General features: G+C 63.1%; 13 protein-coding genes and 1 pseudogene. 7 read left to right on the top strand and 7 right to left on the bottom strand.

The genetic code is table 11. From position 1 onward, the window contains the following. Nucleotides 1-16 precede the first annotated feature (16 nt). Genes tsaD through J5Y06_RS02705 form a run of 5 tightly spaced genes read left to right on the top strand, consistent with a single transcriptional unit; the run spans nucleotide 17 to nucleotide 3,506 of the window. Nucleotides 17-1,102, top strand: coding sequence for a tRNA (adenosine(37)-N6)-threonylcarbamoyltransferase complex transferase subunit TsaD (tsaD, locus tag J5Y06_RS02725; RefSeq protein WP_209334339.1), 1,086 nt, complete (start codon nucleotides 17-19; stop codon nucleotides 1,100-1,102). Further along, nucleotides 1,099-2,085 (top strand): NAD(P)H-dependent glycerol-3-phosphate dehydrogenase, encoded by a 987-nt coding sequence (locus tag J5Y06_RS02720; RefSeq protein ID WP_209333564.1) that lies wholly within the window; start codon nucleotides 1,099-1,101, stop codon nucleotides 2,083-2,085. The genes tsaD and J5Y06_RS02720 overlap by 4 nt, the downstream gene beginning before the upstream one ends. A 46-nt stretch (nucleotides 2,086-2,131) precedes the next feature. After that, nucleotides 2,132-2,428 carry a YciI-like protein gene (locus J5Y06_RS02715; protein WP_209333563.1) on the top strand — a complete coding sequence of 99 codons (297 nt, stop codon included), beginning with the start codon at nucleotides 2,132-2,134 and terminating at the stop codon, nucleotides 2,426-2,428. After that, nucleotides 2,425-2,850 carry an EVE domain-containing protein gene (locus tag J5Y06_RS02710; RefSeq protein ID WP_209333562.1) on the top strand — a complete coding sequence of 142 codons (426 nt, stop codon included), beginning with the start codon at nucleotides 2,425-2,427 and terminating at the stop codon, nucleotides 2,848-2,850. The genes J5Y06_RS02715 and J5Y06_RS02710 overlap by 4 nt, the downstream gene beginning before the upstream one ends. After that, nucleotides 2,811-3,506: a class I SAM-dependent methyltransferase gene (locus J5Y06_RS02705; protein WP_209333561.1), complete on the top strand. Its 696-nt coding sequence runs from the start codon at nucleotides 2,811-2,813 to the stop codon at nucleotides 3,504-3,506. The genes J5Y06_RS02710 and J5Y06_RS02705 overlap by 40 nt, the downstream gene beginning before the upstream one ends. Here J5Y06_RS02705 and J5Y06_RS02700 read toward each other — a convergent pair. Both J5Y06_RS02700 and J5Y06_RS02695 read right to left on the bottom strand, forming a co-directional pair. Beyond that, nucleotides 3,503-3,745: a hypothetical protein gene (locus J5Y06_RS02700; protein ID WP_209333560.1), complete on the bottom strand. Its 243-nt coding sequence runs from the start codon at nucleotides 3,743-3,745 to the stop codon at nucleotides 3,503-3,505. The two genes, J5Y06_RS02705 and J5Y06_RS02700, sit on opposite strands and share 4 nt — an antisense overlap. Before the next feature lie 90 nt (nucleotides 3,746-3,835). Then, a complete protein-coding gene (locus J5Y06_RS02695) occupies nucleotides 3,836-4,393 on the bottom strand; it encodes a L,D-transpeptidase family protein (RefSeq protein ID WP_342453355.1) in 558 nt (185 codons plus the stop codon). A gap of 90 nt (nucleotides 4,394-4,483) precedes the next feature. Between J5Y06_RS02695 and J5Y06_RS02690 the strand changes: the two genes are divergently transcribed. Both J5Y06_RS02690 and J5Y06_RS02685 read left to right on the top strand, forming a co-directional pair. Further along, a complete protein-coding gene (locus J5Y06_RS02690; RefSeq protein ID WP_209333558.1) occupies nucleotides 4,484-5,167 on the top strand; it encodes a response regulator transcription factor in 684 nt (227 codons plus the stop codon). A 60-nt stretch (nucleotides 5,168-5,227) separates the two neighbouring features. Next, a complete protein-coding gene (locus J5Y06_RS02685) occupies nucleotides 5,228-5,683 on the top strand; it encodes a Crp/Fnr family transcriptional regulator (RefSeq protein WP_209333557.1) in 456 nt (151 codons plus the stop codon). Nucleotides 5,684-5,719: 36 nt separating this feature from the next. Here the strand turns inward: J5Y06_RS02685 and J5Y06_RS02680 are convergent, their stop codons facing one another. From J5Y06_RS02680 to J5Y06_RS02660, 5 genes and pseudogenes are all read right to left on the bottom strand, one after another. After that, nucleotides 5,720-6,109 carry a cupin domain-containing protein gene (locus J5Y06_RS02680; protein ID WP_209333556.1) on the bottom strand — a complete coding sequence of 130 codons (390 nt, stop codon included), beginning with the start codon at nucleotides 6,107-6,109 and terminating at the stop codon, nucleotides 5,720-5,722. 50 nt (nucleotides 6,110-6,159) lie between these two features. Then, nucleotides 6,160-6,969 carry an exodeoxyribonuclease III gene (locus tag J5Y06_RS02675; protein ID WP_209333555.1) on the bottom strand — a complete coding sequence of 270 codons (810 nt, stop codon included), beginning with the start codon at nucleotides 6,967-6,969 and terminating at the stop codon, nucleotides 6,160-6,162. Nucleotides 6,970-7,119: 150 nt separating this feature from the next. Then, on the bottom strand, nucleotides 7,120-7,809 hold the full coding sequence (locus J5Y06_RS02670) for an outer-membrane lipoprotein carrier protein LolA (RefSeq protein ID WP_209333554.1): 690 nt from the start codon (nucleotides 7,807-7,809) through the stop codon (nucleotides 7,120-7,122). A 127-nt stretch (nucleotides 7,810-7,936) separates the two neighbouring features. Then, nucleotides 7,937-10,882, bottom strand: a pseudogene (locus J5Y06_RS02665) (DNA translocase FtsK); the annotation flags it as partial. A gap of 241 nt (nucleotides 10,883-11,123) precedes the next feature. Next, on the bottom strand, nucleotides 11,124-11,843 hold the full coding sequence (locus J5Y06_RS02660; RefSeq protein ID WP_209333553.1) for a Crp/Fnr family transcriptional regulator: 720 nt from the start codon (nucleotides 11,841-11,843) through the stop codon (nucleotides 11,124-11,126). Nucleotides 11,844-11,901: the final 58 nt, after the last annotated feature.

Below are 11,901 nucleotides of genomic sequence, written 5' to 3'. Positions count from 1 at the left end.
GGCTTCAACGGTGCGCTTGCGCGTTCTCGGCATCGAAACGAGCTGCGACGAAACCGCCGCGGCGGTGGTGGAACGCGATGAAGCAGGCGCCGGCACGATCCTGTCCAACATCGTCTTGAGCCAGGTCGACGAGCATGCCGCCTTTGGCGGCGTTGTGCCCGAAATCGCGGCCCGCGCCCATGTGGAAGCGCTGGACGACATTGTCGCGGCAGCCTTGCGTGACGCGGATCTCAAGCTCGGCGACGTGGATGCAATTGCCGCAACGGCTGGGCCCGGGCTCGTGGGCGGCCTTATCGTCGGCCTGATGACGGCCAAGGCGCTTGCAGCCGCTACCGGCAAGCCGCTCCTGCCGGTCAATCATCTGGAAGGTCATGCGCTGACCGCGCGTTTGACGGACGGCGTGGCATTTCCTTACCTTTTGCTCCTGGTTTCCGGCGGCCATACCCAACTGGTGCTTGTGAGGGGTGTTGGCGACTACCAGCGCTGGGGCACCACTATCGACGATGCTCTGGGCGAAGCCTTCGACAAAACGGCAAAGCTCATCGGCTTGCCTTTCCCCGGCGGTCCCAACGTGGAGCGCGCGGCGGAAGCCGGAAACGCAAAACGCTTCGCTTTTCCGCGGCCGCTGAAAGGCGAGCAACGGCTGGACTTCTCGTTTTCCGGGCTGAAAACCGCCGTGCGACAGGCTGCAACCGCAATTGCACCTTTGTCGGGACAGGACCGGGCAGACATTTCCGCTTCGTTTCAGCGCGCGATCGTGGACACGCTCGATGATCGGGTCGGGCGTGCCCTGCTCCGGTTCCGAGAGCTTTATGCCGATGCCGCCGAACCCGCGCTGGTGGTGGCAGGCGGGGTGGCGGCGAACACCGCCGTGCGAAATGGTCTTACCACGCTCGCCGCCCGCCACGGCTTTCGTTTCATTGCGCCGCCGATGCGGCTTTGCGGGGACAACGCGGCGATGATTGCCTGGGCCGCCGCTGAACGCCTCGCCTGCGGACTTGTTGATGACGACCCCATGCGCTTTAGGCCGCGCTCGCGCTGGCCGCTCGACCGCGATGCTGTGCCACTGGTCGGATCCGGCCGCCGGGGTGCCAAGGCATGAAGAGGGGGCGGACCGTTGTGCTGGGCGGCGGCGCCTGGGGAACGGCGCTGGCCAACACCTTTGCCGCAGCCGGCCGCGAAACGCTGCTTTGGGCGCGCGATGCCGCGACGATCGAAGCCATCAACAGCCGCGGCGAGAACCCCCGCTATCTTCCCGGCATCAGCCTCGACCCGACACTTCGAGCCACAAGCGACGCGGCCGTTGCCCTTGAGAGAGCAACCCTTGTTCTGGCGGTTGTCCCGGCCCAAACCTTGCGTGCGGTGCTGGGCTCGCTTGCTTCCGCGATTCCCGGCGGCGTTCCCGTGGTGATCTGTGCGAAAGGGATTGAGCGCGACACCGGCGAACTGCCTTCGCAGGTTCTTCGTTCGGTTCTGCCGGGAAACCAGCCAGCGTCCTTGTCAGGCCCAAGCTTCGCTACCGACCTCGCCCGTGGGCTCCCCACGGCGGTCACGGTCGCAGCACAGGACCGCACACTTGCTGCCGGACTCTCCGCGGCGCTGTCGACACCGCGACTGCGCTGTTATTCGAGCGACGACCTTACGGGCGTGGAAGTCGGCGGCGCCTTGAAGAACGTGCTGGCGCTTGCTGCCGGTGCTGCCGCGGGCGCAGGGCTCGGCGCCAGCGCGCAGGCGGCTCTCATCACCCGCGGCTTCGTGGAGTTGCGGCGCCTGGGCGAAGCGCTCGGGGGGCGCAGCGAAACCCTGATGGGCTTGTCCGGCTTGGGCGACCTGATGCTCACATGCGGCTCAAGCCAATCGCGTAACTTTGCCTATGGAGAAGCGTTGGGACGCAGCGAGGACCTCAACGGCCGGCCGCTCGCGGAAGGCGTTGCAACGGCTGCGATTGCCGTCAGGATCGCGAGAGAGCGCGGGGTCGACGCACCCATCATCGAAGCGGTCGATGCGATCTTGAAGGGCGAGCAGACAATCCGCGAGGCGGTGACTGCCTTGATGACCCGGCCGCTTCGCCACGAAGCGGATTGACCGGGCGCGCGCGGATGCGCATGGAAGCCGCAAAGGGAGTTGTGCCATGAACTACGCCATTTACTGCACGGACAAGCCGGATCATCTGCAGGTTCGCCTCGACAACCGGCCGGCGCATGTCGAATACCTGAACGCGCTCAATGCCGAGGGCAAGCTGGTTCTGGCCGGCCCGACGCTTGGCGAAGACATCAAGCCCACCGGCTCCATTGTGATCGTGGACGCTGAGAGCAGGGATGCCGCGCAGCGGATTGCCGAGAACGACCCTTACGCCAAGGCCGGCCTGTTCCAAAATGTGGAGATCCGCGGCTGGAACTGGGTCTTCAACAAGCCTGAAGCGCAATGACCGAGCAATATTGGCTCTTCAAGTCCGAACCTTCGACCTGGTCTTGGGAACAGCAGAAGGCGAAGGGGAAGGCTGGCGAAACCTGGACCGGCGTGCGCAACTACCAGGCGCGCAACAACATGCGCGCGATGAAGATCGGCGACCGCGGCTTCTTCTACCATTCCAACGAGGGGCTCGAGGTCGTCGGCATCGTGGAAGTCTCTGCCCTGTCACATCAGGACCCCACCACGGAAGACCCGCGCTGGGATTGCGTCGGTATCCGCGCGGTGGAGGACGTGCCGCAGCCCGTAACCTTGAAGGCCATCAAGGCCAACCCGAAGCTCGCCGACATGTCGCTGGTCACCTCCATGCGCTTGTCCGTTCAGCCGGTGACGCCCGCTGAATGGCAGGAAGTCTGTCGCATGGGTGGCGTGAAGAACTGAGCGTGACCCTGTCGCCGAGCGCTGCCCGCGCTTTCATTTTGGCCAACACTACCGTGATGCGCCCGCCGCATGTGCCGGAAATCGTACTCCACCTCGCAACGGAAGCCCACGACCTGTGGCTGCGCACGGAAGAGGAGCTGGAGGCAATTGGGCTGCCGCCGCCTTTCTGGGCCTTTGCCTGGGCCGGCGGACAGGGCCTCGGGCGCTTTGTGCTCGATCATCCCGAACTCGTTCGCGGCAAAAGCGTGCTCGACTTCGCGTCGGGGTCAGGGTTGGTGGGAATCACCGCCGCCAAGGCCGGCGCTGCCTGGGTAGACGCAGCCGACATCGACCCGTTCTGCGCCCAGGCAATGTCCTTGAACGCCGAAGCGAACAAGGTGCAGCTCGCCTCCCGCACTCAGGATCTCATCGGCGTCGACGAAGGCTGGCAGGTCGTTCTGGCGGGAGATGTTTTTTATGACCGCAACTTTGCCGAGCAACTCCTGCCCTGGTTTCAGAACCTAGCTATGCGCGGCGCCACCGTTCTGGTGGGAGACCCGGGTCGAAGCTACTTGCCGCGGCAGCATCTGGTTGAACAAGCCGTATACGAGGTTGCGGTCACCCGGGCCCTGGAAGACGCCGAGGTCAAGCGCACGACGGTTTGGTCGCTCGGCTAGCCCACGCCCCTGATCGCTTCAACGACCTTGGAGAGCATGGCTTCGCCCTGGTCCGTCAGCGTGCCGCGCGTGTCGTTCACCTCAAGCAGCCCCGCCTCCTTCATTTCAGCGACACCGTCTGCATCTGCTTTGTGGCCGGCGCCGTCCTCGAGAACGACATCGCGAACGATCATCCCGCTTGCCAGGCGGTGATAAGCGGCAAAGGTGAGGATGGACAACGCTTTTTCGGACAGAGCCATGTTGGGTTCCTTTCTGCAGCGAAAAGGAATGCACGAAGCGGGAAAGCGATCCCAGGCAGGGCAGAACGTGCTGACAAGGAGAAGCGGCGTCTAGTTTCTTTGCACCACCATCACCGAGCGGGGCGACAAGCGCGGCAGCAAGCGCGCCATCACCTTCGGGGTCACCGCCACGCAGCCTTCCGTTGGCGTGAAGCCCGGCCGTGCCAGGTGGAAAAAGATCGCGCTGCCGCGCCCACGCTTGCGTGGCCGGATGTTCCAGTCGAGCACCATGCAGGCGTCATAGAGTGCGTCGTTGCGCATCATGCGCTCATGGCTGGCGCCGTAGGGGATGCGGACGGGGCGGTTGTAGTTACGGTCATCCGGCACCTCGCACCAGCCGAGATCCCGGGTGATCCGCTGGAGCGGCAGCGGGCTGCAGAAAGCAAAGCGTCGATCGCGAACAAAGCCGGACAAGAGGCGCATGCGACCCAGCGGAGTGCCACCATCACCTTCCCGCTTGTTTGCGGTGATCCCACCACGGCCGAGCGCGCACGGAAAAACAGTGTTGCCCACCGACAGGAGACCCTGCGTTGGTCGGGAGGGTCTCGGCCGAACCACAAGGAGGCGGCTTCGGTCAGTGCGGCCACTCTTCACTGTTGAACACTTCACTGTGAGCCTTCCCCTGCCTTGGAACACGTTCAGCATATTGCCAAATTCATCCCGCTTCTCATTTGATTGTGTAAACAACGGAACTGGCTGATGACTTCTCGCACCATCCTCATTGTCGATGATGACGACGACCTGCGTACCACGCTCGCCGAGCAGCTCGGCATGTATGAAGAGTTCGAGGTTATCGAAGAGCCGACGGCCGGCAAAGGCATTGCCACGGCGCGCAGCCGCATGGTGGATCTGCTGATCATGGACGTCGGCCTGCCGGACATGGATGGGCGGGAAGCTGTGAAGATGCTCCGTAAGGGTGGCTACAAGGCGCCGATCATCATGCTCACCGGCCAGGATACCGATTCAGATACCATCCTCGGGTTGGAAGCCGGCGCGAACGATTATGTCACCAAGCCGTTCCGGTTCGCCGTTCTGCTCGCCCGTATCCGCGCCCAACTGCGCCAGCACGAGCAAAGCGAGGACGCGACCTTCACCGTCGGGCCCTACACCTTCAAGCCAAGCCAGAAGCTCTTGCTGGACAACAAGAACGGCAAGATTCGCCTGACGGAAAAGGAAGCCTCGATCATCAAGTACCTGTACCGCGCCGACCAGAAGGTGGTGACGCGTGACATCCTGCTCGAGGAAGTTTGGGGCTATAATTCCGGCGTCACCACGCACACGCTTGAGACCCACGTGTACCGGCTGCGGCAGAAGATCGAGCGCGATCCTTCCAATGCTGAAATTCTTGTGACAGAAAGCGGCGGGTATAAGCTCGTTCCTTAACCATCGCCGGTGAGAAGTGGTGGACCTCCAGGGAACGGGTCGCCAAGGATCAACGTGTGAATGGCGCTGGATGACGATATCCGGATCTTAGCCGGTGCGGCGCTGTTCGAGGGTTTCACCCAGGAGCAGCTTCGGCTGCTGGCTTTCGGCGCGGAAAACTTGAACGTCGCCGCCGGCCGGTTGATCTACGCCGAAGGAGATTCGGCCGATTGCGGGTTTCTCATCGTTTCTGGCTCCGTGCGACTGGTGCATGGCGTGGGCAACGCCGCTGTTGAACTGCAGGTGCTGGGGCGTAACGCTATCCTTGGCGAACTCGCCCTGATCACCGACACCAGTCGCCCCACAAGCGCGATCGCGGCCACTGATGTCAGCCTGATCCGGCTCAACCGCCGCTTGTTTCGCCGCATCCTGGAGGAATATCCGGATGCGGCGCATCTTCTGCATGAGCGTATAGCGGCCGACCTTCAGGAACTCGTCGCAAAGATCGCCCGGTTGTCGAGCCGGTTCGGCGAATAAGGGAAGTCCACCGCGCCATTTTCAGGCGCAGAACCGTCAATCGAGATCGGTTTGGATCCATTGCCGCGAATGGTGGATGTCGATCGTTTGCAAACGGCCCGGACCGAGATTCTCGAACCGGTGCGGAACGCCCGCAGGACCGAGCACCGCCTCGCCCGCTCCAGCCTCGATCACCTGATCTCCCACAAAGAACCGGGCCCGCCCCATGATCACGAGAAAGGTTTCGTCATAGGGATGCACGTGGAGCCTGGGTCCTTGACCTGGCGTTTCGTTGCCATAGGCGAGCACCGTGACGGCGCCGCCAAGCGCATCGCCAGGGAGGGAGCCGCGCCAAGGCCCCTCTACCTCCGGGTTGAACAACCGTGCGGTGCGGGCAGCACGCCCGTCCGGTTTCGTGGTGGAAGGATCAAAATCGCGGCGCGCCATGATGCATCCCCTCTTCGTAGCAACCGGGCCCATTGAAGAGGCCCGCGGCCCTAAACGTCCAGTGCGAACCGCGCGATCACCGGCACGTGGTCGGAAGGGCGGTCCCAGCCACGCGCGTCACGCACCACCTCGATATCGGTCAACAGCGGCTTCAGGTTGGCCGAGCCCCATACATGGTCGAGCCGCCGCCCTTTGTCGGCCACTTGCCAGTTTGCAGAGCGATAACTCCACCAGGTGTAAAGCTTCTGGTCTGCCGGGATGTGGTGGCGCATCAGGTCCTCCCAGCCGCAAGCCTGCCGCATCGCTTCCAACCCCTGCGTTTCCACCGGCGTGTGGCTGACGACCTTCAGCATCTGCTTGTGTGACCACACATCGTTTTCCAGCGGCGCGATGTTGAGATCGCCTACGAGAATGGACGCCGTGTTCTCGCCCGCAAGCGCCTCCATACAATGCATTTCCTGTACAAAATCGAGCTTGTGGCGGAATTTTGGGTTCTTTGCAGGATCCGGCTCGTCGCCGCCCGCCGGAACATAGAAGTTGTGCAGCAGGATCGATTTGCCCGCGATTTCGATGCGCGTCGACATGTGGCGAGTATCGCCCATCTCACAGAAGTTGCGCTTTTCCTCGAGGTCGATCTTGTGCCGCGCCACCGTGGCGACGCCATGGTAACCCTTCTGCCCATGGAAGGTGACGTGTTCATAGCCGATCGCATGAAAGGCTTCTGTCGGGAACAGCTCGTCCGGAACCTTGATCTCCTGCAAGCAAAGCACGTCGGGCTGGTAGGTTCGTAGAAAGCGCTCCACGATCGGCATGCGCAACCGAACCGAGTTGATGTTCCAGGTGGCGAGCGAAAAGGGCATGGGGAGCGATCGATCTGCAGGGATGGGGAGCGGCGAGACCCTGCCAGCCGGAAGGGGCACAAGCAACCGCCGCGCTACCGCAGAACAGGGTTCTGCAACGAAAAACAGCCGCCCGAAAGGCGGCTGTTCTTTCTGCGCAGGACGGGATGGCTAGCGGTTGCTGGACTTCTTGCTGTTCATCTGGTCGACCTGGTTATAGTTGATCGCAAACAGGCTGGAATTGAGGTTCACCCCTTCCTGCGTGTTGAAGATCATCACGGTCGTGTCCTTGCCTTGCGCATCGGTGACCGTCCACTGCTTCAGCTCATAGCTGTTCGGGTCGAACATCATGGTGATGGTGGCGTTGCCGAACACGCTGCGATCGCTGAGCGTGATCGTCAGCAGGTCCGCTTCCTGCTTCACGGATTTTAGCTTGTTGCCGGACAGGTCGATGCGGCTGTCGAGCAGCAGCTTCAGCGGTGTCTTGGACAAGGGGTAAAGGTCGGCGGTGCGCATCTTGTCGTTGAAAATCACCACCGACGTGCCGTCCGACGTGACACGGTAGCCATTCTTGCCTTCGTAATCGAAGCGGATCTTGCCGGGGCGCTCCATGTAGAACTTGCCGCCCGTTTGCTCGCCGCGCGGGCCGAACTGCACGAACTCGCCCGACATGGTGCGAACACGACTGAAATGATCCGCAACCTTCTGCGCCGCGGCGGCATCCGGAGCCGCTTTGGCCGGAGCCAAACCGCCCAGCGGGCTGGCCAGCAGCAGGGCGGCGAGAGTGCCGGCGCCCATCAGCCGGAGAACGGAACGACGGTCCGACGAAGCGGCGAGGCTGCGGGACAACTGCTGGCGCATGAGGGGCTCCTTGATGGTCGCGATTCGTTTCGAACACCCATAAGCAGCCATGTCGGCTTCTTTGGGGCTCAACACGCATCAGGTATGGCGTCGGGTGCGTGACGCCAAGGACCTCGCACGGCGCTCACTAGAACTTGTCGTCCTCCGTGGGCACGAGAATCTCGCGCTTGCCCGCGTGATTGGCCGGGCCAACGATCCCTTCCTTTTCCATCCGCTCGATGATGGAAGCGGCACGGTTGTAGCCAATCCCGAGGCGGCGCTGGATGTAAGAGGTCGAGGCCTTGCCGTCGCGCAGCACAACGGCCACTGCCTGGTCATACGGGTCTTCCGAGTCCTCGAAATTGCCGCCGCCCGACGAGCCGCCGCCTGAGCCCTTCGCGGAAGGCGCATCGTCCTCCTCGTCTTCGTCGTCTTCGGTGATGGCGTCGAGATATTCCGGCGCGCCCTGCGTCTTGAGGTGGGCCACCACCTTTTCGACCTCGTCGTCCGAAACAAACGGACCGTGCACGCGCTGAATCCGCCCGCCGCCGGCCATGTAAAGCATGTCGCCCATGCCGAGCAGCTGTTCGGCGCCCATCTCGCCAAGGATGGTGCGGCTGTCGATCTTGGACGTGACCTGGAAAGAAATACGGGTCGGGAAGTTCGCCTTGATGGTGCCGGTGATGACGTCGACCGACGGGCGCTGGGTGGCCATGATCACGTGGATGCCGGCGGCACGCGCCATCTGCGCCAGGCGCTGCACGGCGCCTTCGATGTCCTTGCCGGCCACCATCATCAGGTCGGCCATTTCATCGATGATCACCACGATGAAGGGCAGCGGCTGCAGGTCGAGTGCTTCCGTTTCATAAACCGCTTCGCCGGTTTCGCGGTCAAAGCCGGTCTGCACGGTTCGGCTGATGGCTTCGCCCTTGGCTTGAGCCTGAGCCACGCGCTGGTTGAAGCCCTCGATGTTGCGCACGCCCACCTTGGACATCTTGCGGTAGCGGTCTTCCATTTCCCGCACAGTCCATTTCAGCGCCACCACCGCCTTCTTGGGGTCGGTGACGACCGGCGTCAGAAGATGGGGAATGCCGTCGTACACCGACAATTCCAGCATCTTCGGATCGATCATGATCAGGCGGCATTCTTCGGGCCGCAGGCGATACAAGATCGACAGGATCATGGTGTTGATCGCGACCGACTTGCCCGAACCGGTGGTGCCGGCCACAAGCAGATGCGGGAACTTGGCAATGTCGGCAATCACGGCTTCGCCATTGATGGTCTTGCCAAGCGCCAAGGCAAGCTTGGCCTTGGAGGTTTCGAACTCGGCGCTTGCCAGCAGCTCGCGCAGGTAAACGGTCTCACGGCGGGCGTTCGGCAATTCGATGCCGATCGCATTCCGCCCCGGCACAACGGCCACGCGGGCGGCAATGGCGCTCATGGAGCGGGCAATGTCATCGGCCAGTCCGATCACGCGAGACGACTTGATGCCAGGCGCCGGTTCCAGTTCGTAAAGCGTCACCACCGGACCGGGCCGCACATGGATGATCTCGCCCTTGACGCCGAAGTCTTCCAGAACGCCTTCAAGCAAGCGCGCATTCTGTTCCAGCGCATCCTTCGACAAGGTCGGGTCGCGGCCAATGTTCTTGGGTTCTGCCAAAAAGGCGAGCGACGGCTTTTCAAAGCTGCCGCTGTCGCTTGCGGCCACGATGGCCGGCGCACGCGGCGGAACGGGAGCCGGGATAGGGCGTGGCGCCGGCGCATCGATCTTGGCGCGGCTTGGCAGGGGCGCTTCCACCACACGCGACGAAGCCGCAGCATCGGTGCGCTGGATGCCGCGGGCCGTGGCTTCTCCGCGGGTCATCTGCGGTGCATCGAACAGCTGGTCCGGCGCTTCCCGCCGCGACTGAACCTCAAAAGGTGCATCCAGCGCCAGATCGCTTTCATCGAACGGCAGATCGAAGGGCGCGTCGTCCTCCTCGTCCGCAAAGGTCGAGGGTTCGAATTGTGGTTCGGCCGCCTGCGTCATGGCGGCGGCCGGCGCTTCCGGCTTGCGGACGCCGCGCACCGCACCGGGCATGGAACGGAAGGCCTGGACGTGGCCGTTGGGTCGCTCCTGAACCGGCGTCCAGTTCGACCAGTCCGGCTCCACCCGGGCTGGCTGCTGCTGGATCGGAGGAGCCGGCGCATCCACCACGATGGGGCGCCGTGCAGGCGCTTCCACCGAAGGCGCGGAGACAGGGGCGTGACGCGGTTGCGCAGCAGGCTGGGTTACGCCCACCAGGCGGTCCATGTCGAACTCATCCTCGGCTGCGCCGAAGCCTGGCTCCACCCGGCGGCTGGAAGGCACAACCGGTTCTGCAACAATATCGAGATCGCGATCGATACGACCCATAGCCTGACGCAGTGTGCTTCGGGCCGGAGCATGGCGTTCGCCGGAACCAGATGCGCGCCGGAGCATCGCCCGACCCGACAGCCACCAATGGGTCAGCGCGCCCATCACAACCGAACCGCCGCCTGCGTCCTCCTCGTCGTCGAAGCTGCCAGCGGATGCTGTATCCTCTTCGTCGTCGAACACGTCGTCAGCAATAGGCGCTGTGGTGCGTCCCACGAGACCGGCCCCAAAGGCCAACCCGGCCAGCGCGGGGACGCAAAGCACGACAGCCAGGACGGTGGCGGCAACGCCCTGCGGGTAGCCACCAAGCGCCAAGGCCGGCAGCTTGAGGACAATGTCCCCGAACACGCCGCCCAAACCCGTTGGAAGGGGCCAGGTAGCGCTCGGCGGGATGCAGCCTGCCACGCCGGCGGCGAACACGGCGCCGAGGAACCAAACGAAGCCGCGCAACGGCTTGCGGTCGATGCGCCTGCCACTCAAAAGAAGAATGCCCCAGGCAACAACGGGCACGAGCGCCGCCAAAGCGGCAAGGCCGAAGAACTGGCTTGCGAGATCGGCAAAAACCGCGCCGGGATAGCCGATCGCATTGGTGATCGGATTGTCGGTGGCGTGGCTGAAGCTCGGGTCGGCCACGTTCCATGTGGCAAGGGCGGCAACGCCGAGCGCGGTTCCGCCAAGCAGCACAAGGCCGAGCAGACGGCCCAGCTGGCGCTTCAGAAATGCCCCCGCACCGTAGCCGTCATTCATTTCTGAATAGGGTGCCGATAGCCCTGTGCGCATCCGCCGTTCCTCGATCATGACGAGCGTCAGGCCGTTAGCTCCTGACGGTTCGACCGCACCCTATCGAGAAGACGTTTAAAGCGGCGTTAACCATGCACGGCTTGCGCGGCAGGTCGGCAGTCCAGGTTGGTGACGCAACGGGATGAAGATGGCGCGGAGCTCAGCGAGGCCGCTTCTGCAGGTTCAGATAAGCGGGATCGAACTGTCCAAGGGCCCGCAATGCGTCCCAGTCTTTGATGCTGACGGTGGAGCCGAGCCATGAAATGGAGCCGGTGGCGCGCAGTTCCTGCAGGGTTCGATTTACGTGAACCACGGACAGTCCCAGCATATCCGCGAGGTCAATCTGGGTGATCGGCAGCTTGAACGTATACCCTTCCGTGAGCCCAACCACTTCCAGCCTGGAATACATCTCACAAAGGAAGTGCGCCATGTGATTCAGCGGCGACATGCGCCCGAGCGCAACAATCCAGGCACGGTGCATTGCCGCGTCGATCACCGTGGAAAGCCAAAGCAGACGCGTGAGGTGCGGAAGGCGCTCCGTGATGCGCCGCAGCTCCCCATGCGGCGTCAGCGCCACACGGCAGGCCGTCAGGGCAACGACGTCGTGGTCGATCTGGTCAAGAAGCAGCGAATGCAGGTCGACATAGTCGCCCGGCACATGAAGGGCACTGATCATGCGCTTGCCATCGGCAAGATAATGCGAACGGATGGCGAGGCCTTCGGTGACCAGGAGGCTGGATTGCGGCCGTTCGCCCTGCCGGATAATCGACGTGCCTGCCTCGAAGTCCTGCGTGTTGGACGTCAGGGCGTTGATGGCGGCAATCTCATCGTCGCTGAGATCATCACGCCGCGACAAAAAAAGAACCAAAGGATTGGCCACGGGATCTCATCGACAAAAAATCTGAATTTTCATCTGCTTACAATAGCCGGGGTTAGAC

Source organism: Tianweitania sediminis, assembly GCF_017813335.1.
Classification (GTDB): Bacteria; Pseudomonadota; Alphaproteobacteria; order Rhizobiales; family Rhizobiaceae; genus Tianweitania; species Tianweitania sediminis.
The sequence above is the reverse complement of the archived record's forward strand: the minus strand, read 5'-3'. Positions and strand labels throughout refer to the sequence as shown.

Bases quoted from the DNA above. Each gene is read 5' to 3' on its own strand.
- J5Y06_RS02710 (WP_209333562.1), top strand. From the start codon at position 2,425: ATGACCGAGCAATATTGGCTCTTCAAGTCCGAACCTTCGACCTGGTCT.
- J5Y06_RS02680 (WP_209333556.1), bottom strand. From the start codon at position 6,109: ATGGCGCGCCGCGATTTTGATCCTTCCACCACGAAACCGGACGGGCGT.
- J5Y06_RS02670 (WP_209333554.1), bottom strand. From the start codon at position 7,809: ATGCGCCAGCAGTTGTCCCGCAGCCTCGCCGCTTCGTCGGACCGTCGT.
- J5Y06_RS02715 (WP_209333563.1), top strand. From the start codon at position 2,132: ATGAACTACGCCATTTACTGCACGGACAAGCCGGATCATCTGCAGGTT.
- J5Y06_RS02705 (WP_209333561.1), top strand. From the start codon at position 2,811: ATGGCAGGAAGTCTGTCGCATGGGTGGCGTGAAGAACTGAGCGTGACC.
- J5Y06_RS02685 (WP_209333557.1), top strand. From the start codon at position 5,228: ATGGCGCTGGATGACGATATCCGGATCTTAGCCGGTGCGGCGCTGTTC.
- J5Y06_RS02675 (WP_209333555.1), bottom strand. From the start codon at position 6,969: ATGCCCTTTTCGCTCGCCACCTGGAACATCAACTCGGTTCGGTTGCGC.
- J5Y06_RS02690 (WP_209333558.1), top strand. From the start codon at position 4,484: ATGACTTCTCGCACCATCCTCATTGTCGATGATGACGACGACCTGCGT.
- J5Y06_RS02720 (WP_209333564.1), top strand. From the start codon at position 1,099: ATGAAGAGGGGGCGGACCGTTGTGCTGGGCGGCGGCGCCTGGGGAACG.
- J5Y06_RS02700 (WP_209333560.1), bottom strand. From the start codon at position 3,745: ATGGCTCTGTCCGAAAAAGCGTTGTCCATCCTCACCTTTGCCGCTTAT.